At 72.0% G+C, this 24,952-nt stretch carries 26 protein-coding genes; 9 read left to right on the top strand and 17 right to left on the bottom strand.

Annotated features, from left to right (window positions below; translation table 11 throughout):
* Window positions 1-42: 42 nt before the first annotated feature.
* A complete protein-coding gene (locus ACF1ED_RS32815; RefSeq protein WP_351844234.1) occupies window positions 43-351 on the bottom strand; it encodes a hypothetical protein in 309 nt (102 codons plus the stop codon).
* Between the two features lie 338 nt (window positions 352-689).
* On the opposite strand from ACF1ED_RS32815, the gene ACF1ED_RS32810 reads away from it, so the two are divergent.
* Together ACF1ED_RS32810 and ACF1ED_RS32805 are read left to right on the top strand one after the other, a co-directional pair.
* A complete protein-coding gene (locus ACF1ED_RS32810; RefSeq protein WP_391766736.1) occupies window positions 690-1,730 on the top strand; it encodes an NlpC/P60 family protein in 1,041 nt (346 codons plus the stop codon).
* 202 nt (window positions 1,731-1,932) lie between these two features.
* Complete coding sequence (locus ACF1ED_RS32805; protein WP_391766734.1) at window positions 1,933-2,661, top strand: phosphatase PAP2 family protein; 729 nt, start codon at window positions 1,933-1,935, stop codon at window positions 2,659-2,661.
* A 60-nt stretch (window positions 2,662-2,721) separates the two neighbouring features.
* Here the strand turns inward: ACF1ED_RS32805 and ACF1ED_RS32800 are convergent.
* Window positions 2,722-3,632, bottom strand: a protein-coding gene (locus ACF1ED_RS32800; protein WP_391766732.1) for an IS5 family transposase whose coding sequence is annotated in 2 segments (ribosomal slippage) — window positions 2,722-3,293 and window positions 3,293-3,632 — 912 coding nt in all. Because the reading frame shifts where the segments join, the coding sequence is not laid out codon by codon here.
* A 22-nt stretch (window positions 3,633-3,654) separates the two neighbouring features.
* A complete protein-coding gene (locus ACF1ED_RS32795; RefSeq protein ID WP_391766730.1) occupies window positions 3,655-3,834 on the bottom strand; it encodes a hypothetical protein in 180 nt (59 codons plus the stop codon).
* Between the two features lie 83 nt (window positions 3,835-3,917).
* On the opposite strand from ACF1ED_RS32795, the gene ACF1ED_RS32790 reads away from it, so the two are divergent.
* Together ACF1ED_RS32790 and ACF1ED_RS32785 are read left to right on the top strand one after the other, a co-directional pair.
* On the top strand, window positions 3,918-4,745 hold the full coding sequence (locus ACF1ED_RS32790; RefSeq protein WP_391766728.1) for a hypothetical protein: 828 nt from the start codon (window positions 3,918-3,920) through the stop codon (window positions 4,743-4,745).
* Window positions 4,746-4,866: 121 nt separating this feature from the next.
* Entirely contained in the window at window positions 4,867-5,031 is a 165-nt protein-coding gene (locus ACF1ED_RS32785; RefSeq protein ID WP_383461914.1) for a hypothetical protein, read from the top strand.
* A 29-nt stretch (window positions 5,032-5,060) separates the two neighbouring features.
* Here ACF1ED_RS32785 and ACF1ED_RS32780 read toward each other — a convergent pair whose 3' ends face one another.
* A complete protein-coding gene (locus tag ACF1ED_RS32780; protein WP_229883913.1) occupies window positions 5,061-5,414 on the bottom strand; it encodes a metal-sensitive transcriptional regulator in 354 nt (117 codons plus the stop codon).
* A gap of 196 nt (window positions 5,415-5,610) precedes the next feature.
* On the opposite strand from ACF1ED_RS32780, the gene ACF1ED_RS32775 reads away from it, so the two are divergent.
* Both ACF1ED_RS32775 and ACF1ED_RS32770 read left to right on the top strand, forming a co-directional pair.
* Window positions 5,611-6,231: a DUF47 domain-containing protein gene (locus ACF1ED_RS32775; RefSeq protein ID WP_043229755.1), complete on the top strand. Its 621-nt coding sequence runs from the start codon at window positions 5,611-5,613 to the stop codon at window positions 6,229-6,231.
* Between the two features lie 6 nt (window positions 6,232-6,237).
* Window positions 6,238-7,236 (top strand): anion permease, encoded by a 999-nt coding sequence (locus tag ACF1ED_RS32770; protein WP_391766725.1) that lies wholly within the window; start codon window positions 6,238-6,240, stop codon window positions 7,234-7,236.
* A gap of 303 nt (window positions 7,237-7,539) precedes the next feature.
* On the opposite strand, the gene pstB is transcribed toward ACF1ED_RS32770, so the two are convergent.
* The 11 genes from pstB to mshD all read right to left on the bottom strand — a co-directional run bounded on the left by pstB (window position 7,540) and on the right by mshD (window position 19,194).
* Window positions 7,540-8,316 (bottom strand): phosphate ABC transporter ATP-binding protein PstB, encoded by a 777-nt coding sequence (gene pstB, locus ACF1ED_RS32765; protein WP_391766723.1) that lies wholly within the window; start codon window positions 8,314-8,316, stop codon window positions 7,540-7,542.
* 26 nt (window positions 8,317-8,342) lie between these two features.
* Complete coding sequence (pstA, locus tag ACF1ED_RS32760; RefSeq protein ID WP_391766721.1) at window positions 8,343-9,416, bottom strand: phosphate ABC transporter permease PstA; 1,074 nt, start codon at window positions 9,414-9,416, stop codon at window positions 8,343-8,345.
* A complete protein-coding gene (gene pstC, locus ACF1ED_RS32755; RefSeq protein WP_391766719.1) occupies window positions 9,413-10,396 on the bottom strand; it encodes a phosphate ABC transporter permease subunit PstC in 984 nt (327 codons plus the stop codon). The genes pstA and pstC overlap by 4 nt, the downstream gene beginning before the upstream one ends.
* Before the next feature lie 109 nt (window positions 10,397-10,505).
* The gene (pstS, locus tag ACF1ED_RS32750) at window positions 10,506-11,645 is read right to left on the bottom strand and encodes a phosphate ABC transporter substrate-binding protein PstS (RefSeq protein WP_391766717.1); all 1,140 of its coding nucleotides are present in this window, start codon (window positions 11,643-11,645) and stop codon (window positions 10,506-10,508) included.
* 376 nt (window positions 11,646-12,021) lie between these two features.
* Window positions 12,022-12,462, bottom strand: coding sequence for an NUDIX hydrolase (locus ACF1ED_RS32745; protein ID WP_391766715.1), 441 nt, complete (start codon window positions 12,460-12,462; stop codon window positions 12,022-12,024).
* Window positions 12,459-13,454, bottom strand: a complete 996-nt coding sequence (locus ACF1ED_RS32740; protein WP_391766713.1) for a CHAD domain-containing protein — start codon at window positions 13,452-13,454, stop codon at window positions 12,459-12,461. The genes ACF1ED_RS32745 and ACF1ED_RS32740 overlap by 4 nt, the downstream gene beginning before the upstream one ends.
* Complete coding sequence (locus ACF1ED_RS32735; RefSeq protein WP_391766711.1) at window positions 13,441-15,690, bottom strand: RNA degradosome polyphosphate kinase; 2,250 nt, start codon at window positions 15,688-15,690, stop codon at window positions 13,441-13,443. The genes ACF1ED_RS32740 and ACF1ED_RS32735 overlap by 14 nt, the downstream gene beginning before the upstream one ends.
* 271 nt (window positions 15,691-15,961) lie before the next feature.
* Entirely contained in the window at window positions 15,962-16,930 is a 969-nt protein-coding gene (locus ACF1ED_RS32730) for a hypothetical protein (RefSeq protein WP_391766709.1), read from the bottom strand.
* Entirely contained in the window at window positions 16,927-17,775 is an 849-nt protein-coding gene (locus ACF1ED_RS32725; RefSeq protein WP_391766707.1) for an ABC transporter ATP-binding protein, read from the bottom strand. The genes ACF1ED_RS32730 and ACF1ED_RS32725 overlap by 4 nt, the downstream gene beginning before the upstream one ends.
* Window positions 17,772-18,158, bottom strand: a complete 387-nt coding sequence (locus ACF1ED_RS32720; protein ID WP_391766705.1) for a GntR family transcriptional regulator — start codon at window positions 18,156-18,158, stop codon at window positions 17,772-17,774. The genes ACF1ED_RS32725 and ACF1ED_RS32720 overlap by 4 nt, the downstream gene beginning before the upstream one ends.
* Window positions 18,159-18,264: 106 nt before the next feature.
* Complete coding sequence (gene mshD, locus ACF1ED_RS32715) at window positions 18,265-19,194, bottom strand: mycothiol synthase (protein ID WP_391766703.1); 930 nt, start codon at window positions 19,192-19,194, stop codon at window positions 18,265-18,267.
* Between the two features lie 161 nt (window positions 19,195-19,355).
* On the opposite strand from mshD, the gene ACF1ED_RS32710 reads away from it, so the two are divergent.
* The 3 genes from ACF1ED_RS32710 (at window position 19,356) to ACF1ED_RS32700 (ending at window position 22,796) form a co-directional block, all read left to right on the top strand.
* Window positions 19,356-21,167 (top strand): bifunctional metallophosphatase/5'-nucleotidase, encoded by a 1,812-nt coding sequence (locus ACF1ED_RS32710; protein ID WP_391766701.1) that lies wholly within the window; start codon window positions 19,356-19,358, stop codon window positions 21,165-21,167.
* 117 nt (window positions 21,168-21,284) lie between these two features.
* Window positions 21,285-22,145 carry a phosphatidylinositol-specific phospholipase C gene (locus ACF1ED_RS32705; protein WP_391766699.1) on the top strand — a complete coding sequence of 287 codons (861 nt, stop codon included), beginning with the start codon at window positions 21,285-21,287 and terminating at the stop codon, window positions 22,143-22,145.
* Between the two features lie 81 nt (window positions 22,146-22,226).
* Window positions 22,227-22,796 (top strand): DinB family protein, encoded by a 570-nt coding sequence (locus ACF1ED_RS32700; RefSeq protein WP_391766697.1) that lies wholly within the window; start codon window positions 22,227-22,229, stop codon window positions 22,794-22,796.
* A gap of 10 nt (window positions 22,797-22,806) precedes the next feature.
* On the opposite strand, the gene ACF1ED_RS32695 is transcribed toward ACF1ED_RS32700, so the two are convergent.
* Entirely contained in the window at window positions 22,807-24,213 is a 1,407-nt protein-coding gene (locus ACF1ED_RS32695; RefSeq protein WP_391766695.1) for a sensor histidine kinase, read from the bottom strand.
* Window positions 24,210-24,941, bottom strand: coding sequence for a response regulator transcription factor (locus ACF1ED_RS32690; protein WP_391766693.1), 732 nt, complete (start codon window positions 24,939-24,941; stop codon window positions 24,210-24,212). The genes ACF1ED_RS32695 and ACF1ED_RS32690 overlap by 4 nt, the downstream gene beginning before the upstream one ends.
* Between the last annotated feature and the right edge of the window lie 11 nt (window positions 24,942-24,952).

Genomic DNA, 24,952 nt, shown 5'->3' with positions numbered 1-24,952 from the left:
CCCCCTCGTTCGTTCGTGGATGGGACCGCGGGTGACGCGCGGTCAGATCGCCATTCCGTAGACGATGGTGAAGAGCGTTCCGAGGGATCCGATGATGAAGACGCCGGTGAGGCCGGCGACGATCAGGCCCTTGCCCTGTTCCGCGCTGAAGGTGTCGCGGAGCGCGGTCGCGCCGATGCGCTGTTTGGCCGCTCCCCAGATGGCGATGCCGAGGCAGAGCAGGATGGCAATGGCCATCACGACCTCGATCATGATCTTGGCTTCGGCGCCGAGGCTTCCGAAAGGGCCCCAGTTCGGGGCGATTCCACCGATGATGGTGGTGATGTCGCCCTTCTCAGCCGCCAGGTACATATAACTCACCGCCCCTGTCGGGTCGTTGGTCCCCCCTGCCGGACGGCATGGGGCATCACCACTATCTTCGCTGATGAAACCGCCCGCGTGTGACGGCTTGACGGCTCTCTTTACCCGATTCCCGCACACGTGACCGGTCCGACCGTCTTGACCTGCGGCGGTGCGGCCGGATTCCATGCGAAGAAGCGTATGGTCACTCTGTGTATCACGGAGGGTGACTCCGGGCAATGATTGTCGTTGTTGCACTCTTGGGGCCGCGTCGGGCGGGCACCGTTTCCGGGCGGGGGCGTCCCGCCTAGACTGGCGCTCCGGGCGTACTGCCATGAGCCGAGGGGTGGTTGACGGTGCGTAGGGCGGGCAAGGCGTGGCTGCTGACCGGCGGGGCCTTCGGGCTCTGTGCCGGGTTCCTGGCCCTGCTCCTGGTCGGTACGTACGCGGCGGCGGCCGGCTTCCTCGGCGGCGCGGGTTCGGCGGCGACGGGCACGGTGGCTTTGGCCAAGGGTTCGGTGCCGGCGATGTACCAGGGGCTCGTGCAGCGCTGGGGCAACCTCTGCCCGGCCATCAACCCGGCGCTCCTGGCGGCGCAGCTGTACCAGGAGAGCGGCTGGAACCCGCGGGCGGTGTCGCCGGCGGACGCGCGGGGCATCGCGCAGTTCATCCCGGGCACCTGGGCGAGCCACGGGGTCGACGGGGACGGGGACGGGGACCGGGACATCTGGGACCCGCAGGACGCGATCCCGTCGGCCGCCTCGTACGACTGCGCGCTCGCCGGTTACGTGAAGGACGTGCCCGGCGATCCGGCGAGCAACATGCTGGCCGCGTACAACGCGGGTGCCTACGCCGTCATCAAGTACAAGGGCGTCCCGCCGTACGGCGAGACGCGGAACTACGTGCGGATCATCCGGTCGCTGGAGAAGAGCTTCGCCCGGCCGAAGGGCCGGCTCGCCCCCTCGCAGCAGGCGGCGGGCGCGATCCACTACGCGCAGGGCAAGCTGGGCACGCCGTACCTGTGGGGCGGCACCGGAACGGCGGCGCAGGGCGGGCGGTTCGACTGCTCGGGGCTGACGCAGGCCGCGTACGACGCGGTGGGGATCGAGCTGCCGCGGGTGGCCAACGACCAGTACAACGCGGGGCCGCATCCGAGCCGGGACGAGCTGCTCCCCGGTGATCTGGTCTTCTTCTCCGACGACCTGACGAACTCGCGGGCGATCCGTCACGTCGGCATCTACGTGGGCGGCGGCTACATGATCGACGCGCCGCGGACCGGGGCGGTGATCCGCTTCGACCGGATCGACACACCGGACTACTTCGGGGCGACCCGGGTCACCGAGGACGGCGCCGCCGCCCTGCCGACCGGTCTGCCGGGGGCACGGGCCTGAACTGACGGCCCGCCCGGTCGGAACTCTCCGTCATGCGCGGGCCCTGAGCTGCGGGGGAGCGTCACTCTTCGGTAACGTCGTCATGATCCACGGGAGACGGCGGAACGAGTGCCTCAGGAGGTTCGTTCCCCCTCCGACGACTCTGACCACGTCTGAACCACGGGGGTTGGAAACCAGACACGAGAGCAAGGGGCCGCGACAGATGGCTGAACTCGCATCGGACGGTTCGAGTCCCGATGTCGCCCTGCTGTACGACATCAACGGGCTGGCGAAGGACGCTCCCCCGTGGTTCGACCGGGTCATGGAGTTCACCGGCGAGTACGGGATCATGCTCGCGATGGTCCTCGTGGTGCTCTGGTGCTGGTGGAGCGTTCGCCGGCGCGGCGCCCTCGCGGACTCCGTCTCGGCCGTCGCCGGGATCGTCTGGGCCCCGCTCGCGGCGGGTCTCGCCCTCCTCGTCAACATCCCCATCCGGGGCTTCGTCGAGCGGCCCCGCCCCTTCGAGGACCACGAGGGCCTGGAGGTCCTGGTCGCGGGGAAGACGGACTACTCCTTCGTCAGCGACCACGCCACGATGGCCATGGCGATCGCCGTCGCCCTCTTCGTCGCCCACCGCCGCTTCGGCCTGCTCGCCATCGGGCTCGCCCTCGCCGAGGGCTTCGCCCGGGTCTACATGGGCGTCCACTACCCCACCGACGTCATCGGCGGCCTCGCGCTCGGCACCGCCGTGGCGCTGCTCCTCGCCCCGCTGACGCTGGCGCTGCTCACCCCGCTGGTCTCCGCGGCCGCCCGCTCGCGCCGCGGCGCGCGGCTGGTCCGCTCCCGCCGGGCCGGGGGCTCCGCCGCCCGCCCGGAGACGGTCGGCATCCCCGAACCCCGTCTCGGCGGCCCCGCCGAGGAAGGCCGCGGCGAGAAGGGCCTCGCGGCCTAGACCCCGTCCGAACCGTTCCCGCCGGGCGGGCCGGGCCCGGCACCCACGGCCCGACGGGCCCTAGGGCCTGTCTGACAAACGATCTTGGGTGGGTTCGCGGAGCCAGAGGATGAGTGCGGCGAGGTGGACTCCGGCCTTGTAGCGGGCGGCGAGTTTGTCGAAGCGGGTGGCGATCGCGCGGAACTGCTTGAGGCGGTTGAAGCAGCGTTCGACCACGTTGCGGGCCTTGTAGAGCTCGCGGTCGAAGGCCGGCGGCCTGCCACCGGCCTTCCCTCGCCGCAGCCGGTTGGCCTTCTGGTCGGCCCGCTCCGGGATCGCCGCCTGGATGCCCCGCCGTCGCAGAGTCTGGCGGATCGCCCGGGACGAGTACGCCTTGTCCGCGATCACCGCGTCGGGCCTCCGGCGGGGGCGCCCGGCACCGGTCCGGGGCACCCTCACCTCATCCATGACCGTGTCGAAGACGGTGGAGTCGTTGACGTTGCCGGGCGTGACGACGACGGCCAGGGGCAGGCCCCGGCCGTCGCAGGCGAGATGGACCTTGGTGGTCAGCCCGCCGCGGGACCGGCCGAGCGCCTGGCCAGCCGATGGACGTGCCGGATCTTCCAGTTCGTCCCCCGACGCCGCCCCCTTTTGCGGGCGCCGGCGGCGTGCTGGTGAGCTCGGCTGACCGTGGAGTCGACCGACACGGTCCACTCCACGGCTCCGACGGAGTCGTCACGGACCTGGACCTGTTCGAGCAGGCGGGCCCAGGTGCCGTCCGCCTCCCAGCGAGCAAACCGTTCATAGGCCGTCTGCCACGGCCCGTAGCGTTCCGGCAGGTCACGCCACGGAGCACCGGTCCGCAACCGCCACAACACCCCGTTGATCACCTGCCGGTGATCCCGCCACGGCCGCCCACGACCATCAACACCCGGCAGCAGGGGCACTATCCGCTCCCACGCCGCATCCGTCAGCTCACCACGACCCACCACAAGATCAATTATCAGACAGGTCCTAGGCCGGTACGTCGTCCCCGGTGCGGGTGGTGCTCAGGTGGTCGGTGGCGTCCGTGCGGGCGCGGTCGCGGGAGCGCCGGGCCGGGCCGGTCCAGCCGCAGCTGCAGCGGGCCAGGGCGAAGGAGCCGCGCTCCGTCGTCGTCGTGTGGTGCGGGCCGGTCGCGCTCTGCTCATGCACGCCCCCACCGTACTGCGCGTGACGGCTCGTCCGTGCCGTCGTTATCCGCATCGGGAATCCAGTCTTCTGGGGGTTGACGGGCGATGGTGGTGCAGCGGTACGGGCGTCCGCGCGGACTCGGCGGCGGGGCGCTCGCCGTCACCGCGTCCCTGGTCGCCGCGGCGGTCACCGGGTGTGTCGGCGCCGAGGAGCCGGCCCCGCCGCCGGACCCGGCGGGCGCGGTGCGGGGCGCCGCCGACGTCCTGGTCAGGGCGGGCAGCGCCAAGGCGTCGACCGCGATGGAGATGGCGTCCGGCGGGACCCGCGTCACCATCCGGGGCGAGGGCGGCTACGACTTCCGCCGCCGCACCGGCCACCTCCAGGTGGTGCTCCCCAAGGACGCGGCCGGCACCAGCGAGCACCGGCCGATCACCGAGCTCCTCACCCCCGGCGCCCTCTACATGAAGAACCGCGGCGCCGGCGTCCCCGCCGACAAGTGGGTGCGGGTCGACACCACCGCCCTCGACGACGGCAATCTGGTCACCGGCGGGGCCACCGACCCGGGCGCGGCGGCCGAGCTGCTGCGCGGGGCGCGGGACGTGACGTACGTGGGGGAGACCGAGCTCGCGGGCGTGAAGGTGCGGCACTACCGGGGCGTCGCGGACATCGCCGTGGCCGCGAAGGTCGCCGTGCCGCAGCTGCGGGGCCCGCTCGCCGCGGCGGCGAAAGGGTTCACCACCGACGCCGTGCCCTTCGACGCGTATCTCGACGGGGACGGCCGGCTGCGGAAGGTCCGCCACCGGTTCAGCTTCAGCAACCAGGGGCGCGCGGTCGCCGTCTCCTCGACGACGCTGCTGTACGGCTTCGGGGCGCGGGTCCTGGTGACGCTGCCGGACGGGCGGGACATCTACGCGGGCAAGGTCGAGGTCTGAGGAGCCCGGCCGGGCGGCGCGTGGTTCGGACCATCGTCAAATGGTCCGTCCGTGTCATGCGCGGTCCGTGGCCCGATCCCTACGCTGGGACACCGACTCCGGAAGGAAGAGGTGAAGGCGCGTGGCTCCGCCCGGTACCGCAACCGCGACCGCTGACCCCGACGGCGTCGCCCTCGCAGAGATAGAGCTGTGTGGCGAGCTGATCATCGCCGCCTCGGCCGCGGACGGGGAACGGCTCAGCGCCGACCTGATCGACGAGGTGCTCCGGGTCGAACCGGCCGGCTGAGCGCGTCGGAGGGCGCGGGGCCGGCGGGCTCAGGTGCGGAGCATCCGGCCGATCGCCTTGGTGGCCTCCTCGACCTTGGCGTCGAGGTCGCCGCCGTGGGCCGCGGCGTCCGCCACGCAGTGCCGCAGGTGCTCCTCCAGGAGCTGGAGGGCGAAGGACTGCAGCGCCTTCGTGGAGGCCGAGACCTGGGTGAGTATGTCGATGCAGTAGACGTCCTCGTCGACCATCCGCTGCAGACCGCGGATCTGGCCCTCGATCCGCCGCAGCCGCTTGAGGTGCTCGTCCTTCTGCTTGTGGTAGCCGTGCACCCCGTGGGCGTGGTCGGCCGGCTCGACGGACTCGACGGCCTCGGGGGTGACCTGGTCCGCCTCGGTGGTCGTCATCGCGTCCTCCCGTTGTCCAGATAAGGGGGTGTATACCCCTCGTGGGTATATGGTACCGATCCCCGCCGATCGGGGCCGGGGGTCTCGTGCAGATCACTGTGCCTGATGGGCGACACTGAGAGGACGCCGGTTAGCCGTGGCTGGATGATGCGCCTAGCATCAGCCTGACCGAAACCCAGCACCCCGAGGACCTCACGTGCGATTTCGTCTGACCCCCAGGGAGACGAGCTTCTACGACATGTTCGCCGCGTCCGCGGACAACATCGTCACGGGCTCGAAGCTCCTGATGGAACTGCTCGGAGCGGAGCCTTCCGCCCGGGCCGAGATCGCGGAGCGGATGCGGGCAGCGGAGCACGCCGGCGACGACGCCACCCATGCGATCTTCCACCAGCTGAACTCCTCGTTCATCACGCCGTTCGACCGTGAGGACATCTACTCCCTCGCCTCGTCCCTCGACGACATCATGGACTTCATGGAGGAGGCCGTCGACCTGGTCGTCCTCTACAACGTCGAGGAACTCCCCAAGGGCGTCGAGCAGCAGATCGAGGTCCTGGCCCGGGCGGCGGAGCTCACCGCCGAGGCGATGCCGAACCTGCGGACGATGGCGAACCTCACGGAGTACTGGATCGAGGTCAACCGGCTGGAGAACCAGGCCGACCAGATCCACCGCAAGCTGCTCGCCCACCTCTTCAACGGCAAGTACGACGCCATCGAGGTGCTCAAGCTCAAGCAGATCGTCGACGTGCTGGAAGAGGCGGCCGACGCGTTCGAGCACGTGGCCAACACGGTGGAGACCATCGCGGTCAAGGAGTCCTGAGGCTTCGTGGACACCTTCGCCCTGATCGTGACCATCGGCGTCGCGCTCGGCTTCACTTATACGAACGGCTTCCACGACTCGGCCAACGCGATCGCCACCTCGGTGTCGACGCGGGCGCTGACCCCGCGGGCCGCCCTCGCGATGGCTGCGGTCATGAACCTCGCCGGTGCCTTCATGGGCAGCGGGGTCGCCAAGACGGTCAGCGAGGGCCTGATCGAGACGCCGCACGGCGACAAGGGGATGGGCATCCTCTTCGCCGCGCTGGTCGGCGCGATCATCTGGAACCTGGTCACCTGGTACTTCGGCCTGCCGTCCTCCTCCTCCCACGCGCTGTTCGGCGGCATGGTGGGCGCGGCGCTGGCCGGTGGCACGGAGGTCATCTGGGGCGGCGTCCTCGACAAGGTCGTCATCCCGATGTTCATCTCGCCGGTCGTCGGCCTCGTCGCCGGTTACCTGGTGATGTGCGCGATCATGTGGATGTTCCGCCGGGCCAACCCGCACAAGGCCAAGCGCGGCTTCCGCATCGCCCAGACCGTCTCGGCCGCCGGCATGGCCCTCGGCCACGGCCTCCAGGACGCCCAGAAGACGATGGGCATCGTGGTGATGGCCCTGGTCATCGCCGATGTGCAGCAGCAGGGCGACGAGATCCCGGTCTGGGTCAAGATCGCCTGCGCGGTGATGCTCTCGCTCGGTACGTACGCGGGCGGCTGGCGCATCATGCGGACCCTCGGCCGCAAGATCATCGAGCTGGACCCGCCGCAGGGCTTCGCGGCGGAGACCACCGGCGCGTCGATCATGTTCGGCTCGGCGTTCCTGTTCCACGCGCCGATCTCGACCACCCACGTCATCACCTCGGCGATCATGGGCGTCGGCGCCACGAAGCGCGTCAACGCGGTCCGCTGGGGCGTCGCCAAGAACATCATCCTCGGCTGGTTCATCACCATGCCGGCCGCGGCGATCGTCGCGGCGCTGAGCTTCTACGTGGTGCAGCTGTTCTTCGGCTGACGGTGGCTTCGCCCCGGCTCTGCCGGGGGTCCGGGGGTCGTCCCCCGGGGGATGGGGTATCACGATGCCGGCCGCGGCGATCGTCGCGGCGCTGAGTTTCTACGCGGTGCGGCTGTTCTTCGGCTGACGGGCGGACGGAAGCAAATGGTCGGGCCCGGCTCCCCTGGGGGGAGCCGGGCCCTTCGTCGTGCGGTGGCACCGCCATGCAGCACCGCAGACGGGGTGGTCCGGCACCGTGCGCGAGGTGGGCCGGGGGCGATGTGGTCGCCCCGGCGGCCGGGACGCACGGGCGGGACGTCCTGGTTATCCGAAGCGGCCGGAGATGTAGTCCTCGGTCGCCTGGACGCTCGGGTTGGAGAAGATGCGCTCGGTGTCGTCCAGCTCGATGAGCTTGCCGGGCTGGCCGACCGCCGCCAGGTTGAAGAAGGCGGTGCGGTCCGAGACGCGGGCGGCCTGCTGCATGTTGTGCGTCACGATGACGATCGTGAAGCGCTCCTTCAGCTCGCCGATCAGGTCCTCGATCGCGAGGGTCGAGATCGGGTCGAGGGCCGAGCAGGGCTCGTCCATGAGGAGCACGTCCGGCTCGACCGCGATCGCGCGGGCGATGCACAGGCGCTGCTGCTGGCCGCCGGAGAGGCCGGAGCCCGGCTTGTTGAGGCGGTCCTTGACCTCGTTCCAGAGGTTCGCGCCCTTGAGGGAGCGCTCCACGACGTCGGCCAGCTCGGCCTTCTTGTACGAGCCGTTGAGCCGGAGGCCCGCCGCCACGTTGTCGAAGATCGACATGGTGGGGAAGGGGTTGGGGCGCTGGAACACCATGCCGACGGTGCGGCGCACGGCGACCGGGTCGACGCCGGAGCCGTACAGGTTCTCGTCGTCCAGCATCACCTTGCCCTCGACGCGGCCGCCGGGGGTGACCTCGTGCATGCGGTTCAGGGTGCGCAGGAAGGTGGACTTGCCGCAGCCGGAGGGGCCGATGAAGGCCGTCACCGAGCGGGGCTCGACGGTCATGGAGATGTCGTCGATCGCCTTGTGGTTGCCGTAGTAGGCGGAGAGGCCGCTGACGTCGATTCGCTTGGCCATATCAGTTCACATCCAGAGTGCCGCGGTCAGCGGCCGGTCTTGGGGGCCTTCCAGCGGGCGATGCCGCGGGCCACCATGTTGAGGATCATGACGAAGGCGATCAGGACGAGCGCGGCGGCCCAGGCGCGGGCCACGGCGGCGTCGGTGCCGACCGCGTACTGCTCGTACACGTAGAGCGGCAGGGAGGACTGGGCGCCTTCGAAGGGGTTCGGGTTGATGAGCTTCGTACCGAACACGAGGAGCAGCACGGGGGCCGTCTCACCGGTGATGCGGGCGACCGCGAGCATGACGCCCGTGGTGATGCCGCCGATCGCGGTCGGGAGGACCACCTTCAGGATCGTGCGCCACTTGGGGACGCCGAGGGCGAGGGAGGCCTCGCGGAGCTCGTTCGGGACGAGCTTGAGCATCTCCTCGGTGGAGCGGACGACGACCGGCATCATCAGGATGGCGAGGGCCATCGCGCCGGCGAACCCGGAGGGGCCGAAGCCCAGCATCAGGGTCCAGGTGGACAGGATGAAGAGGCCCGCGACGATCGACGGGATGCCCGTCATGACGTCGACGAAGAAGGTGACGGCCTTGGCGAGCTTCCCGGTGCCGTACTCGACCAGGTAGACCGCGGTGAGCAGGCCGATCGGGGCGGCGATCAGGGTGGCGATGCCGACCTGCTCGATGGTGCCGAGGAGGGCGTGGTAGACGCCGCCGCCCTCTTCGACGTCGAGGACGCCGTTCATCGAGTGGGTGAGGAAGTACCCGTCGAGGACTTCCATGCCCTTGCTGACCGTGACCCAGGCCAGGGAGAGCAGCGGGACGACGGCGAGGACGAAGCAGACCCAGACGAGGCTGGTGGCGATGCGGTCCTTGGCCTGGCGGGAGCCCTCCACCTTGGTGGTGATCACATAGGTGGCGAGGACGAAGACCAGGGCGGCGGTCATGCCCCACTGGACCTTGCTGTGCCAGCCGGCGGCGAGGCCGATGCCGACGCCCGCGGCGACGGAGCCGGCGGCGATGGCGGCCGGGGTCCAGCGCGGGAGGCGGGCGTGGGAGAGGGGGCCGCGGGGCTTGGTGAAGGCGACCGGGCGTTCCTGGACGGCGTGGCTCATGCGTTGGCCCCCGAGTACTCCTTGCGGCGGGCGATGATCCACCGGGCCGCGCCGTTGACCAGCAGGGTGATGACGAAGAGGACGAGGCCGGAGGCGATCAGGGCGTCGCGGCCGTACTCGTTGGCCTCGTTGAACTTCGCGGCGATGTTCTGGGCGAAGGTGCCGCCGCCCGGGTCGAGCAGGTGGCCCGAGAGGACGAAGCTGGGGGAGAGGACCACGGCGACGGCCATGGTCTCGCCGAGCGCGCGGCCGAGGCCGAGCATCGAGGCGGAGATGATGCCGGAGCGGCCGAAGGGCAGCACGGCCATGCGGACGACCTCCCAGCGCGTGGCGCCGAGGGCGAGCGCGGCCTCCTCGTGCATCTTCGGGGCCTGGAGGAAGACCTCGCGGGTCACGTTGGTGATGATCGGGAGGATCATGATCGCCAGCAGGATGCCCACGGTGAAGAGGTTGCGGGCGACGCCGTCGGCGGACTTGTCGAAGACGTACGTCCAGCCGAGGTACTGGTCGAGCCACTGGTTGAGGCCGTCCAGGTACGGGACGAGGAAGATCGCGCCCCAGAGGCCGTAGATGATGCTGGGCACGGCGGCGAGCAGGTCGACCACGTACGCGAGCGGCTTGGCCAGCTTGCGCGGCGCGTAGTGCGAGATGAAGAGCGCGATGCCGATCGCGACGGGCACGGCGATGACCATGGCGATGACCGAGGAGACGATCGTGCCGAAGGCGAGGACGGCGATGCCGAAGACCGGCGGGTCGCCCGCCGGGTTCCACTCGAAGGTGGTGAAGAAGTTGGTGCTGTCCTTGGAGACGGCGAGGACGGTGCGGTAGGTCAGGAAGGCCGCGATGGCGGCCATGATGACGAGCAGGGTGATGCCGGAGCCCTTGGAGAGGCCGCTGAAGATGCGGTCTCCCGGGCGGGCCGCGCTCTTGGCGCGCCGGCTCCTGTTCTTGTCCGTTGCTGGTGGTGTCGTGGTAACCATCGGTTTCTCCGGTCTGCGGAGCCGTACGTCCGTACGGGCTCCTGGCGGCGGTGCACCGGATGCCGGGGGCGGCCCTCCACGGGAGGTGGGCGCCGCCCCCGGCCGGGGGTCAGGACAGGGTCGGGACGATCGCGCGGACCTTGGCGGCGATCTCGGCCGGCATCGGGGCGTAGTCGGCGTCGGTGAGGACCTTCTGGCCCTCCTCGCTGATGGCGTAGTTGAGGAACGCCTTCAGGGTCGGCAGGGTCTCCGCCTTGTTGCCCTTGTCGCAGGCGATCTCGTAGGTGACGAGGACCAGCGGGTAGGCGCCCTCGGCCTTGGTGGCGTAGTCGAGGGAGAGGGCCACGTCGTTGCCGGTGCCCTTGACCTTGGCGGCGGCGATGGCCTTGGAGGCGTTCTCCGAGGTGGCGGCGACCGGGGCGGAGGCGCCGGTGTTGACGCTGACCGTGGAGATCTTGTTGGCGGTGGCGTGCGAGAGCTCGAAGTAGCCGATGGAGCCCTCGGCGCCCTTGACGGCCTGGGCGACGCCGGAGGAGCCGTTGGCGGCCTGGCCGCCGGGGGCCGGCCACGACTTGGTCTTCGGGTCGTACTTCCAGTCTGCCGCGGCGGCGGTCGAGAGGTACTTGCCCAGGTTCTGGGTGGTGCCGGACTCGTCCGAGCGGTGGAAGGCCTGGATGGTGGAGTCGGGGAGCTTGGCGCCCGGGTTCAGCTTGGCGATCGCCGGGTCGTTCCACTTGGTGATCTTGGTGTCGAAGATCTTGGCGATGGTGGAGGCGTCCAGGACGAGGTTGTCCACGCCCTCCAGCTTGTAGCCGATGGCGATGGGGCCGCCGACCATGGGCAGGTTGACGCCCGTGCCGCCCTTGCAGATCTTCTTGGACTCGGCGACCTCTTCGTCCTTCAGGGCGGAGTCGGAGCCCGCGAAGGCGACCTGGCCCTGGTTGAACTTGGTGATGCCGCCACCGGAGCCGATGCCCTGGTAGTTGACCTCGACGCCCTCACAGGCGGCCTGGAAGTTCTTGACCCACAGGTCCATCGCGTTTTCCTGCGCGCTGGAGCCCGCGGCGAGCAGCTGACCCTTGGCGCCGTCGCACTTGATGTTCGACGCGGCGGCCGAGGTCTGCTTGCCACCGCCCTTGGTGGGCTCGTTGTTGTCGTCCGAGCCACACGCCGAGAGGACCAGCGCGCCGGAGACGACGAGGGCACCGATCGCGGAGGCGCGAAGCCCGTTGTTGCGCGAAAGCTTCACTTTCGGGGGTTCCTTCCAGAGGCCGCCGTGTTCCGGACCGGGTGTCCGTCGTTTCGAGGCGGCGCGTGTCGGGTTGTCGGGTGCATCGTCAGGCTCCGTGCACCGCGTAAGGCCGAAATTAGGCAGATCAGGTGAAGCGGCCAGCCGTGGAGAGTGAACGCGAGGTGAACCGTGCCGTAAGCCACGGTGCGGCTCGGCACGGGGTGCCGGGGAGGTACGCCCGGACCGCCCCGCGCGGCCGGGGGCGACTGGACGGCCCGGGGCCGTGCGCGGGCGGGCCGGGGTGTCCCGAGCGGGGGCAGACCCGGGGGCCGTACCGGCGGGGGCTCGGGGCCGGTACGGGCGGGGCGGAGCGGAGCCGGTACGAGGGGAGGGGCTAGCGGGCGTCGGGCGGCTGCCGGTCCGGGGCCGGGGCGGTCGCCAGGAGGGCGTCGAGCAGCTCGCGGTCGCGCGGCCGGGTCAGGCGCGTGCGGGCCGCCGCCGGCGGCAGCCAGAGCAGCCGGTCCACCTCCCGGCCGGACACGAAGGTCCCGCCGAGGGCGCGGGCCGCCCAGTAGTCGACCTCCTTGGGGCGGCCCTCGACCGGATAGCGCACGGTGGGCAGCCGGGCACCCAGCTCGCAGCGCTGTCCGGTCTCCTCCCGGACCTCCCGCAGCGCGCACTCCTCCGCGTCCTCGCCGCGCTTCCGTTTCCCCTTCGGGTGCGACCAGTCGTCCCATTTCGGCCGGTGGACCAGCGCGATCTCGATGCCGCGGCCGGAAGGCGACGGGCGCCACAGGACGCAGCCCGCCGCCAGGACCGGCTCCGGGGAGGTCATGGGACGGGCACGGCGGCCGTGCGCCAGGCGCGCTGGAAGGCGAAGCGGGCGGCTTCCACCTCGTGGCGCTGGTCGGCGTGGAGGACGCCGAGGGCGTAGGCGGTGGCCGGCGCGATGCGGGGGGTGCGGGCGGCGCCGGCGGCGGCCGCGGCGGCTTCCGCGGCGTCGCGGTGGCGGTCGAGGGCCCGGGCCGCCTCGTACAGCGGCGCGTCCGGTACGCCACCGAGGGAGGTCACCTCGGTGGCGTACCGGTGGAGCCTCAGCAGCAGCCGGGTGTGGTGCCAGGGGGCGTCCTGGTTCTCGCCGGCGGCCAGGGCCAGCGCCTCCGCGTTGTACGGGTGCGCGGCGCGGGTCAGCGGCAGCGCCTCGACCGCGTCGAGGAGGCGGCGGCGGGCGACCGACGCGGAGGCGTCGAGGACCTCGGGGGCGGGGGCCGCGCCCGCCGGGCCGAGCGGCACCTCGGAGGCGAGCAGGGCGACGGAGTCGGCCAGCGCGTGGAAGCGCGAGGAGCCGAGGGCCTGGAGGGCGGCCGAGTGGGCGCGGGTCCTGGCGAGGGTGAGCTGCCGTTCCAGGAGGGCGCCGGCCCGGGCGGCGCCGACGGCGAGCCCGGCGCTCTCCGAGCCGCGGGCGGCCGGCACCGGCCCGCCGCCGCCGGCCAGCCGGTTCAGCGCGTCCATGAGCCGCACGAGCCGGGAGGTGCACGCCTGTTCCAGGGCGAGGGTGCCGGAGAGCCAGGCCAGCTCGGTCCTGAGCTGGTCGGCCCAGGCCGGGTCGAGCAGCGGCCGGTAGGTGTGCAGGCTCCCGCTGATGCGGCGGGCGGCGGCCCGCAGCGTGCCGGCGGCCTCCTCCGCTCCGGACGTGTCCGCGCCGCTCTCGCCGTGCTGCCGCAGGCCGCGGAGGAAGTCCGCGGCCCGGGCGTGCAGGTAGGGGGCCAGGACCTCGCCCGCGGTCACGTCCTCCCGCGTGGACTGGGTGGGGTCAAGGTTGTGCACGCCGGCGCCTCCGCGCGTCGATGAGCATCTCCTGCACGTGCCGCAGCGGCTTGCCCTCGGGATCGGTCGCGTGACGCGTCCAGTTCCCGTCCGGGCCGAGGTGCCAGGAGGAGGTGGTGTCGGACATCCCGGTCTCCAGGAGCCGGGTGAGGGCCGCCCGGTGGGCGGGGTCGGAGACCCGGACCAGGGCCTCGATGCGCCGGTCCAGGTTGCGGTGCATCATGTCGGCGCTGCCGAACCAGACTTCGGGCTCGCCGCCGTTGCCGAAGGCGAAGATCCGGGAGTGCTCCAGGAAGCGGCCGAGGACGGAGCGGACCCGGATGTTCTCGGAGAGGCCGGGGACGCCGGGGCGCACGGCGCAGATGCCGCGGACCCAGACGTCGACCGGGACGCCCGCCTGGGAGGCCCGGTAGCAGGCGTCGATGACGGCCTCGTCGACCATCGAGTTGACCTTGATCTTCACGTACGCCGGCCGGCCCGCCCGGTGGTGGGCGATCTCCTTGGTGATCCGCGAGACCAGCCCGTCGCGGAGCGACTTCGGGGCGGTGAGCAGCCGCCGGTAGGTCTCGCGGCGGGAGTAGCCGGAGAGCCGGTTGAAGAGGTCGGAGAGGTCCGCGCCGACCTGCGGGTCGGCGGTGAGCAGGCCGAGGTCCTCGTAGAGCCGGGCCGTCTTCGGGTGGTAGTTGCCGGTGCCGACGTGCGAGTACCGGCGCAGCAGTTCGCCCTCCTGGCGCACCACCAGCGACAGCTTGCAGTGCGTCTTGAGGCCGACCAGGCCGTAGACGACGTGGCAGCCGGCCTCCTCCAGCTTCCGCGCCCACTTGATGTTGGCCTGCTCGTCGAAGCGGGCCTTGATCTCGACGAGGACGAGGACCTGCTTGCCGGACTCGGCCGCGTCGATCAGGGCGTCGACGATCGGGGAGTCGCCGGAGGTCCGGTACAGCGTCTGCTTGATCGCCAGGACGTCCGGGTCGGCCGCCGCCTGCTCCAGGAACGCCTGGACGGAGGTGGAGAAGGAGTCGTACGGGTGGTGGAGGAGGACGTCCCGCTCGCGCATCGCGGCGAAGACGTCGGGCGCGGACGCGGTCTCGACCTCGGCGAGGTCCCGGTGGGTGCCGGCGACGAACTTCGGGTACTTGAGCTCGGGCCGGTCCTGCGAGGCGATGCCGAACAGTCCGGTGAGGTCGAGCGGGCCGGGCAGCGGGTAGACCTCGGCGTCGGAGACCTTCAGCTCGCGGACCAGCAGGTCGAGCACGTACGGGTCGATGGACTCCTCGACCTCCAGGCGCACCGGCGGGCCGAAGCGGCGCCGCATGAGCTCCTTCTCCAGGGCCTGGAGGAGGTTCTCCGTGTCGTCCTCCTCGACCTCCAGGTCCTCGTTCCGCGTCACCCGGAACATGTGGTGCGCCAGCACCTCCATGCCCGGGAACAGCTCCTCCAGGTGGGCCGCGATCACGTCCTCCAGCGGGACGTACCGCTGCGGGGACGCCTCCAGGAAGCGGGAGAGCAGCGGCGGCACCTTGACGCGCGCGAAGTGGCGGTGGCCGCTGACCGGATTGCGCACGACGACGGCCAGGTTGAGGCTGAGGCCGGAGATGTACGGGAACGGGTGCGCCGGGTCCACGGCGAGCGGCGTCAGCACCGGGAAGACCTGCTGCCGGAAGAGCGTGAAGAGCCGCGCCTGCTCCTTCTCGGTCAGCTCCGGCCAGCGGATCAGGTGGATGCCCTCGTCGGCCAGGGCCGGGGCCACGTCCTGCTGGTAGCAGGCGGCGTGCCGGGCCATCAGCTCGCGCGAGCGGGTCCAGATCAGGTCGAGGACCTCGCGGGGCTGGAGGCCGGAGGCGGAGCGGGTGGCGACGCCGGTGGCGATGCGGCGCTTGAGGCCGGCGACCCGGACCATGAAGAACTCGTCCAGGTTCGACGCGAAGATCGCGAGGAAGTTCGCCCGTTCGAGGAGGGGGGTCGTCGGGTCCTCGGCGAGTTCCAGGACCCGCTCGTTGAAGGCGAGCCAGCTGCGCTCGCGGTCCAGGAAGCGGCCCTGCGGCAGTTCGCGGGAGCCGTCGTCGCCGTCGTCCGCGTCGTACGCGTCGATCTCTGCGTCGAGACCGGCCTCAAGGGCGCTGCCGTCTGCCTCGGGGGCGGTGTACGGGCGGTGCGCCGCTATGGAACCCGGGGACGGCTGCGGGGACGCGGTGGCGGAGGTCTGGACCGGGACCTCGGCGGGCTGCTGGCTCATGGACCCATTCTTCCGCGCGAAGGGGTCCTCGGGCGCGTCGGAGCGGGCCGTGGGGGAGGGCAGTCTCCCCTTCGGGAGTCTTCCCGCGGGGATCCCCCCGCCGGACGTGATCACGGATCGCTTCATTGCGTGAGCGTCGCAAGCGCGTCTGAATGGCGGGTGACGACGACATGTCGTGCGGGAATCGGGGGCGGGGCCTGTGTCGGGCCCCGCCCCCCATTTTCACCCATCCGGGTGAGGGGCCGCTACGGGCGCGGTGCCGCCCGCGGCCCTACGGGTGCCGGGCCCGCAGGAGGCGGAAGGCGGCGTAGGCCGCGAGGGCGGCGAGGGCGAGACAGATGCCGGACTCGACGAGCTGGAGGGGCCAGTAGTGCGAGGCCGGGTGGATGTCGACGAACTCGAGGACACCGCCCCGGTCGGTCATGCACTGCCTGGCGCTGTCCGGCCGGGCCGTGAGGCAGTCGTCCCAGAGGAGGCGCTCGCCGGACGAGGTGAGCATGCCCCGGTCCAGCTGCCAGACGACGCCCCGGAGGTCGATCCCGTGGCCTGTCACGGTCTGGATCGGCCAGAGGTTCTCGCGCAGCCGGGCCAGGACCGCCAGGGCCACGCCGGTGACCAGGGCCGTGACGCCCATCGCGACGACGGTGCGGCGGACGAGGAGGCCGACGGCCGTTCCCAGGCCCAGCCCCAGGAGGGCATGGGCCGTCGGCACGATGCCGTACGAGACGAACATGGTCGGCTCGTACCAGTACGTGGGGTAGTCGTTGGCGGGGCCCGTCGACCAGGACCAGCGGAAGGCCAGGCTCAGGACGGTGACGACCGCGAGCGTGAGCGCGGCGGAGACCGCGATCTTGGCCGCGAGCCAGCGGGCCGGGCTGACGGACTGCGTCCACGCCAGCCTGTACGTCCCGGTCTCCAGCTCCCGGGCGATGAGGGGGCCCGCGACGAACGCTCCGAGCACGCCGGGCAGGACCAGCATGCCGATGGCGGTGTACCCGAGGAGGTTCCGGGCGAACCACTGGTCGTCCGCGTAGTCGCGGGCAGCCTGGAAGCAGGATCTGTCCGTGCTGTCCACGGCGCAGCCCGCCTCGCGCAGCGCGGTCACCGCGCTGTCGGACCACCACCGGGAGGCGGCCATGGCCGCCACGGCGACGGCTGCGAGGGCGAGCGCCCACCACAGGGCGCGCCGGTGCTGTCGGAGCGTCACCCACTGGGGGCCCCTGAGGGCGAGGGAGGTCATGCCGAGGCTCCTTCCGGGGAGCGCGAGGCTCGGAGATGAGCCAGGAGGAGCTGTTCCAGGGACGGTTCGGAGGCCTCCCAGACGCCTTCCACGGGCCCCCGGCGGCGGACCAGCGCGGTGAGCTGACGTCCCGTCGTGCGCGAGTCGACGACGGTGTGCGGAGCGAGGTCGGCGATCGGTCCGGTCAGCAGGGTGTGCGCGGCGAGCAGCTCGTCGATGGCGCCGTCGAGGCGTATCCGTCCGTCCTGCACGAGGAGCAGGTGGTCGCAGGCGCCCTCCAGCTCGGTGAGGATGTGGGACGACATGACGACGGTGGTGCCGCGCTCGGCGGCGTCGGCCATGAGGGTGCCCATGAGCTCGTGCCTTGCGAGCGGGTCGAGGTCCGCCATCGGCTCGTCGAGGAGCAGGACTTCGGGACGCTTGCCGAGGGCGAGGGCCAGTGCGAGGCGGGTGCGCTGACCGCCGGAGAGGGAACGGACCCGCGCCTTCCCGGACAGGGGCCCGCCCGCGACGACGCGTTCGGCGACGGCGGGGTCCCAGCGGTCCGGGTTGAGCTCGCGGCCCAGCCGCAGCGTCTCGGCGACGGTGAGCTGCCCGTACAGGGGCTTCTCCTGGGCGACGTAGGCGAGGCGGTCCCGCGCGGGTGCCGTGATCCTGCCTTCCATGGGCCGCGCCAGGCCCGCGGTCAGGGTGAGGAGCGTCGACTTGCCCGCCCCGTTGGGACCGACGACGGCGACGACCCGACCGGCCGGCAGGGTGAACGTGCAGTCCTTCAGTGCCCAGGTGTCGTCTCGTCGTCGGTAGCGCATGCCGAGGCCCTCGGCCTCGATGACCGGGTCGGTCATTCGTCCCCCTCGAAGTGCTGCGTCAGTACGGCGGTGAAGAGTGCCGCCACGTCCTCGCGGTCGAGTCCTTCGGCGCGGGCGCGGCGGGCCCAGGCGTCGAGCTCGCCCCGGAGGGGGGAGTCGGCGGGGGCGGTGGTGCCGAGCGTGGCGCGGACGAAGGTGCCGAGGCCGCGGCGGGCCTCGACGAGGCCCTCGCGTTCGAGCTCGCGGTAGGCCTTGAGGACCGTGTTCGGGTTGATGGCCGTCGCCTCGACGACCTCGCGTGCGGTGGGCAGTCGGTCGCCGGGTTCCAGGAGGCCCATCCGGAGGGCCTGTTTCGTCTGCTGGACGATCTGGAGGTAGGTGGCGACGCCGCTGCGCCGGTCGATGCGGTACTCGACCACGTCCCTTCCACCACCCTTTCACTAATCAAGTAGTGAAAGGGTGGTGGAAGGAAGGGGGCGGTGTCAACCGCCCCCTGGGGAAAAGGCGTCGCGGGCGCCGCCGGGCCTACGACTCCGAGCGGTACATCAGGTCCACCTCGTGGGTCCGGAAGCCCAGGCCCTCGTAGACCCGCACCGCCGCCGTGTTGTCGGCGTCGACGTACAGCATCGCCGTCGGCAGCCCCTGCGCCGCCAGGTGCCGCAGGCCCGTCGCGGTGAGGGCCTTGCCGAGGCCGCCGCCCTGCGCGTCCGGCAGGATCCCGACCACGTACACCTCGCCGAGCCGCTCCTCGGCGTGCGTCTTGGTCCAGTGGAAGCCGATCAGGCGGCCGTCGGCGTCCTCGGCGAGGAAGAAGCCCTTGGGGTCGAACCACGGCTCCGCGATCCGGTCGTCCAGGTCCCGCTGGGTCAGCGAGCCCTGCTCCGGGTGGTGGGCGAAGGCGGCGGCGTTGACCGCGAGCCAGGCCGTGTCGTCCTGGCCGGGGACGAAGGTGCGGATCGTGACGCCCTCGGGGAGGACCGGCTCGGGGATGTCCAGGGGTGCCAGCGGGCGGCGCAGCTGGCGCAGTTCGCGGAAGAGGGTGAGGCCGAGGACCTGCGCGAGGTGCCGGGCGGAGGGCTTGCCGCCGTGCGCCCACACCCGCAGCCGCTTGCCGGTGGCGCCGAGGAGCGCGGTGCCGAGGGCGCGGCCGTGGCCGCGTCCGCGCTGGTCGGGGTGGATGAGCAGCTCGGCCGCCGGGGCCTCGACGGGGTCGGTCTCCTCCAGCTGGGCGTAGCCGTAGAGGTGCGGGCCGACGGTGAGGAGGAAGTGCCGCACTCCCTCGCGCCGGCCGTGCCGGAGGTAGAGCCGGCCCTGTTCGGACACGGCGTGCACGCCGTCGGCGCGGTCGGCGGCCGCGAGCAGGTCCATGACCTCCTGGACCTGCTCGGGGCTGAGCTCGTCGTACGTCTGGATCTGCCGTCCCGGTTCGAGGGCCGGCGCCGCGTCGGAAGTCATGCACCGAGCCTACGGCGAACCCTCCGTCAGCCGGTGGCAACTGTCTTGTAACCAGCTACCCCCTGTTGCGCTACGCGCGTTGACCCTAGGCTGCGAGCGCACGCGCGGTCGACGATCAAAGCCGCGAATCGGGGCAAGGGGAAAAGGGGACCACGGGAGAGATGGCAGTGAAGCGCAGCAAGAGCAAGGCCGGGCGGCGGATTCTGGCCGCCGGCGCGGGGCTGGCGACGGTCGGGGCGCTCGTCGCCGCGTTGCCGGCGGGTGCCTCGCAGGACGCGGCCGACGCCGCCGCGGGCGGGACGAACGGCAAGGGCTGGGGCCGGATGGTCGACGTCCAGCTGCTGTCCTTCAACGACCTCCACGGGAACCTGGAGCCGCCGACCGGTTCGTCGGCCCGGCTCACCCGCGTCAAGGAGGACGGCTCCACCGAGCAGATCAACGACATCGGCGGCGCCGAGTACCTGGCCACGCACCTGGAGCAGGCCCGCGCGGGTCACCGGTACTCCATCACGGCCGCCGCCGGCGACATGATCGGCGCCTCCCCGCTGGTCTCCGGGATCTTCCACGACGAGCCGACCATCGAGGCGCTCAACGAGATGAAGCTCGACGTGAGCTCGGTGGGCAACCACGAGTTCGACGAGGGCGCGCGCGAGCTGGCCCGCATCCAGAACGGCGGCTGCCACCCGGTCGAGGGCTGTTTCGAGGAGGGCAAGACCTTCGAGGGGGCGAACTTCCCCTACCTCGCGGCCAACGTGACGGACGAGAAGAGCGGCAAGCCGCTGCTCGACCCGTACTTCATCTGGGAGAAGGACGGCGTCCGGATCGGCTTCATCGGCGTCACGCTGGAGGGCACGGCGAACATCGTCTCCGCCGAGGGCATCAAGGGCCTGAAGTTCGGCGACGAGGTCGAGACGATCAACAAGTACGCCAAGGTGCTGGAGCGCAAGGGCGTGAAGTCGATCGTCGCCCTGCTCCACGAGGGCGGCCTGCCCGCCTCGGGCGCGTACAACTACGACTGCGACACCCCGGGCGCGGGCGCCGGCATCTCCGGCCCGATCGTCGACATCGCCAAGAACGTCACCCCGCAGGTCGACGCCCTGGTCACCGGCCACACCCACCAGGCGTACGCGTGCACCGTCCCGGACCCGTCGGGCAAGCCGCGCACGGTGACCTCGGCGGCCTCCTTCGGCCGGCTCTACACCGACACGACGCTCACCTACGACCGCCGTACGAAGGACATCGTCCGCACCGCCGTCACCTCGGCCAACCACGTCGTCACCCGGGACGTCGACGAGCACAGCGCGATCCGCGACCTGATCAAGCGCTGGAAGGCCCTGGCCGCGCCGATCGCGAACCGTCCCGTCGGGTACATCGGCGAGAGCATCGAGAACCCCAACGGCGTGTACGAGAAGCCGCTGGGCAACCTGATCGCCGACGCGCAGCTGGCGGGCCTGTCGCCGGCCGACAAGGGCGGCGCCCAGCTCGCGCTGATGAACCCGGGCGGCGTCCGCGCCCCGCTGACCAAGCGGGAGAACGGTGTGGTGACCTACGGCGACGCGTACACCGTCCAGCCGTTCACCAACATGATGACCGTGGTCGACCTCACCGGCGCCCAGCTCGTCACCGCGCTCCAGCAGCAGGTCAGCGGCGCCAACCTGGCGGCCCCGAAGATCCTCCAGGTGTCCAAGAACTTCTCGTACACCCTGGACACGACCAAGACGGGCGCCGACCGGATCGTGGTCGACTCGGTGCGGCTGAACGGTGAGCCGATCGACCCGTCGAAGAGCTACCGGGTCGCGATGAACGAGTTCCTCACGGGCGGCGGCGACGGCTTCCCGGTCCTGGCCTCCGGCACCAACAAGCTGGTCGGCGCCTCGGACCTCGACGTCTTCATCGCCTACCTGACGGCCAACTCCTCGGCCGCCGAGCCGCTCCGGGCCCCGGCGACCGACCGCATCACGGTCATCAAGTAACGCCGGTGGTCCCCGAGGGGGCCGTCCCTCCGCCGGTCGGGCGGAGGGACGGCCCCCTCTTCCGCGGCCGGCCGCACCCTGGCGGAGTTTGACGCGCACCTGTCATCATCCGGTTCCATGGAGCGACGACGCTTTCTCGCCGGGGCCCTCGGGGCCGGAGCCGCACTGCTCGCGGGGGCGCCCCCGGCACGGGCCGCGGCCGTGGACACGCGCGCGTGGATGGCCGCGCACGGGGACGGGACCGCGCTCGCGCGGCTCACCATCCCCGGGACGCACGACTCCGGGGCCCGGTTCGGCGGGCCGTGGGCGCAGTGCCAGAACACCACCATCGCGCAGCAGCTCGACAGCGGGGTGCGGTTCCTGGACGTGCGGTGCCGGGTGACCGGCGGGTCCTTCGCCATCCACCACGGTGCCGCCTACCAGAACATGATGTTCGGCGACGTCCTCGTCGCCTGCCGCGACTTCCTCGCCGCGCACCCGTCGGAGACCGTGCTGATGCGGGTCAAGCAGGAGTACTCCGAGGAGTCCGACGCCACTTTCCGGGCCGTCTTCGACGACTACCTCGACCGGCGCGGCTGGCGCTCCCTCTTCCGCATCGGCGACGGCCTGCCGGCGCTCGGCGAGGCCCGCGGCCGGGTCGTGCTGCTCGCCGACAACGGCGGGCTGCCCGGGCTGCGCTGGGCCGACTCCCGGTACTTCGCCGTCCAGGACGACTGGAACGCGCTGCCCGACGCCAAGTACCCCAAGATCGAGGCCCACTTCCGCACCGCCGTCGAACGCCCCGGCCCGCTGTACGTGAACTTCGTCAGCACCTCCGCCGCCCTGCCGCCCCGCTGGAACTCCGACAACCTCAACCCGCGCGTCCACACCTGGCTCGACGGCTCCTGGGCGGCCGGCCGCACCGGACTCGGCATCGTCCCCCTCGACTTCCCCGCCACCCGCGCCGGGCTCGTCGAGGCCCTGCTCCGGCACAACTGAGCCGGGCGGCCGGGCGGCCGGGGGAGGGGGCGGGCGGCCAATTCGCTGGCGCCGCCACCGCCCCCGTACGACCATGCCCGCATGGAGAGCAACGACACGGACGTACGACGGTGGACCACCTCCACCGTCCACACCGACATGTGGGCCGACCCCGACGACGACCCGCGCGAGGGCGGCGGCCCGGCGGTGAGCGACGAGCGCGGGGCGCTCCTCGACGCGCTGCGCCACTTCCGGCTCACCCTGGAGCTGAAGTGCGAGGGCCTGGACGCCGGGCAGCTGGCCCGGCGCTCCGTCCCGCCCTCCACCATGTCCCTGCTCGGCCTGATCCGGCACATGGCCGAGGACGAGCGGCACTTCCGCCGCCTCGCCGGCGAGGACTCCCCCCGGATCTACCGGACCCCGGACGACCGCGAGGCCGACTGGACCGGCGCCGTCGCCGACCCCGCCGTCGTCGAGGACGCGTGGGCGCGGTGGCGGGAGGAGGCCGCGCTCACCGACCGCTTCGTCGCCGCCGCCCCGGACCTCGGCGCGCGGCTGCCCGACGGCGGGCAGCTGCGCGAGCTGCTGACCATGCAGATCACCGAGTACGCCCGCCACTGCGGCCACGCCGACCTGCTGCGCGAACGCGTCGACGGCCGCGTGGGGCAGTAGCGGCCGGGCGTCAGTCCGTCGTCAGTTCCGGCGGCGGGGTCGGGGCGCCCGGGAAGCGGAGGATCGCGCGGGTGCCGCCGCCCTCCGCGGGGGAGAGGGCGATCGTGCCGCCGGTCCGCTTGACCGTGCGGGCCACGATCGACAGGCCCAGGCCGGAGCCGGGGAGGCTGCGGGCCGAGGGGGAGCGCCAGAAGCGGTCGAAGACGTGGGGGAGTTCGTCGGGCGCGATGCCGGGGCCGTGGTCCCTGACCGTCAGTTCGCCGCGCATCAGCGTGACCTCGACCGTGCCGCGCGGGGGCGAGAACTTCACCGCGTTGTCGAGGACGTTGACCAGGGCCCGTTCGAGCGCCGCCGGCTCCGCCCGGACGTACCAGGGCGCCAGGTCCGTGGTGAAGGTCAGCTCGGGGCCGCGCAGCCGGGCGCGGTCCAGGGCGGTGCGCAGGACGGTGTGGAGCGGGACGACCTCCAGCGGCCCCGGGCGGACCGCGTCGGGCCGGGCCAGCTCCTGGAGGTCGCCGATGAGCGCGGCCAGCTCCGTCATCTGCGCCTTCACCGAGGCCATCAGGGCCCGGCGGTCCTCCGGCGGGATCGCCCGGCCGGTCTCGTCGCTGCGCGCGAGGAGCTCGATGTTGGTGCGCAGCGAGGTGAGGGGGGTGCGGAGTTCGTGTCCGGCGTCCGCGATCAGGCGCGCCTGCCGGTCCCGCGAGGTCGCGAGCGCCGCCGTCATCTGGTTGAAGGACCGCGACAGGCGCGCGATCTCGTCCTCGCCGTCCGCCGGGATCCGTACCGTCAGGTCCTCCGTCGCGGCCACGTGCTCCACCGCCCCGGTCAGCCGGTGCACCGGCTCCAGGCCGGTCCGCGCCACCCACAGCCCGGCCGCGCCCGCCCCGACCACCCCGATGCCGGAGACCAGCAGCAGGACCCAGCCCAGGGTGGAGAGGGAGTTGTCGATCTCGGCGAGCGGGCGGGCGACCGAGACGGCGACGGCGACGGGACCCAGGCGCTGCGGGTAGGTGTAGACGCGCATCTCGTGCCCGTCGGCGTCCTTCACCGTGTGCAGGGCGTCCCCGAGCGTGCCGCGGGCCACCGCCAGGTCGCCCGCGCCGACCGGGAGGGCCGTGCCGGCGGTGCAGACGCCGCCGGCCGAGTCGATGATCTGGATGGTGAAGCCGGCGACCGGCGGCGGCTCCTTGTCCCGCACGCAGGTGTCGAACAGGCTCCGCACCGCCCCCAGGTCGAGCCGGGTGGTGGTCAGCGCCCGGTCCATCTCGCTCTCCAGCTGCGCCCGCGTGACGAACCAGCAGGCCGCGGAGACGGCGGCGACCGCGACGGCCACCGCGAAGGCGGTGAGCAGCGCGAGGCGGGAGCGCAGCGGCCGGGACCGGAACCAGGCCAGGGGGGTGCGGGGCCGGGTCACTCGGTGCCGCCTCCGGCGCGGAGCACGTATCCGACGCCGCGCACGGTGTGGACGAGGCGCGGTTCGCCGCCCGCCTCCGTCTTGCGCCGCAGGTACATCACGTACACGTCGAGCGAGTTGGAGCTGGGCTCGAAGTCGAAGCCCCAGACGGCCTTGAGGATCTGTTCGCGGGTGAGGACCTGCCGGGGGTGGGCGAGGAACATCTCCAGGAGGGTGTACTCGGTGCGGGTCAGCTCGACGGGCCGGCCGGCGCGGGTGACCTCGCGGGTCGCCAGGTCCATCCGCAGGTCCTCGAAGGAGAGCACGTCCTCCGGTTCGGCGGCGGTCGCGGCCGGGGCGGCGTAGGAGCTGCGGCGGAGCAGGGCGCGGATGCGGGCGAAGAGTTCGTCGAGCTCGAAGGGCTTCACGAGGTAGTCGTCGGCGCCCGCGTCGAGGCCGGTGACGCGGTCGCCGACGGTGTCGCGGGCGGTCAGCATCAGGATGGGCACGGTCGAGCCGGCGGCCCGGATCCGGCGGGCCGCCGTGAGGCCGTCCATGCGGGGCATCTGCACGTCGAGGACGACGAGGTCGGGGGCGTACGACTCCATCGCGGCGAGCGCGTCGGCGCCGTCGACGGCCTCCCGCGTCGCGTACCCCTCGAAGGCGAGGGAGCGGCGCAGGGCCTCCCGCACGGCGGGCTCGTCGTCGACGATGAGGATGCGTTCGGAGTCGTTCGGCTGCCCGGTCATGGTGTCAGCGT

Source organism: Streptomyces sp. NPDC014656, assembly GCF_043084305.1.
In the GTDB taxonomy this organism is placed as follows: Bacteria; Actinomycetota; Actinomycetes; order Streptomycetales; family Streptomycetaceae; genus Streptomyces.
Note: the sequence above shows the minus strand (reverse complement) of the source record. Positions and strands in the feature narration are given on the sequence as shown.

Coding starts and splice junctions, on each gene's coding strand:
- ACF1ED_RS32815 (WP_351844234.1), bottom strand. CDS start 351: ATGTACCTGGCGGCTGAGAAGGGCGACATCACCACCATCATCGGTGGA.
- ACF1ED_RS32805 (WP_391766734.1), top strand. CDS start 1,933: ATGGCTGAACTCGCATCGGACGGTTCGAGTCCCGATGTCGCCCTGCTG.
- ACF1ED_RS32790 (WP_391766728.1), top strand. CDS start 3,918: ATGGTGGTGCAGCGGTACGGGCGTCCGCGCGGACTCGGCGGCGGGGCG.
- ACF1ED_RS32780 (WP_229883913.1), bottom strand. CDS start 5,414: ATGACGACCACCGAGGCGGACCAGGTCACCCCCGAGGCCGTCGAGTCC.
- pstB (WP_391766723.1), bottom strand. CDS start 8,316: ATGGCCAAGCGAATCGACGTCAGCGGCCTCTCCGCCTACTACGGCAAC.
- pstA (WP_391766721.1), bottom strand. CDS start 9,416: ATGAGCCACGCCGTCCAGGAACGCCCGGTCGCCTTCACCAAGCCCCGC.
- pstC (WP_391766719.1), bottom strand. CDS start 10,396: ATGGTTACCACGACACCACCAGCAACGGACAAGAACAGGAGCCGGCGC.
- ACF1ED_RS32745 (WP_391766715.1), bottom strand. CDS start 12,462: ATGACCTCCCCGGAGCCGGTCCTGGCGGCGGGCTGCGTCCTGTGGCGC.
- ACF1ED_RS32735 (WP_391766711.1), bottom strand. CDS start 15,690: ATGAGCCAGCAGCCCGCCGAGGTCCCGGTCCAGACCTCCGCCACCGCG.
- ACF1ED_RS32730 (WP_391766709.1), bottom strand. CDS start 16,930: ATGACCTCCCTCGCCCTCAGGGGCCCCCAGTGGGTGACGCTCCGACAG.
- ACF1ED_RS32725 (WP_391766707.1), bottom strand. CDS start 17,775: ATGACCGACCCGGTCATCGAGGCCGAGGGCCTCGGCATGCGCTACCGA.
- mshD (WP_391766703.1), bottom strand. CDS start 19,194: ATGACTTCCGACGCGGCGCCGGCCCTCGAACCGGGACGGCAGATCCAG.
- ACF1ED_RS32710 (WP_391766701.1), top strand. CDS start 19,356: ATGGCAGTGAAGCGCAGCAAGAGCAAGGCCGGGCGGCGGATTCTGGCC.
- ACF1ED_RS32705 (WP_391766699.1), top strand. CDS start 21,285: ATGGAGCGACGACGCTTTCTCGCCGGGGCCCTCGGGGCCGGAGCCGCA.
- ACF1ED_RS32700 (WP_391766697.1), top strand. CDS start 22,227: ATGGAGAGCAACGACACGGACGTACGACGGTGGACCACCTCCACCGTC.
- ACF1ED_RS32690 (WP_391766693.1), bottom strand. CDS start 24,941: ATGACCGGGCAGCCGAACGACTCCGAACGCATCCTCATCGTCGACGAC.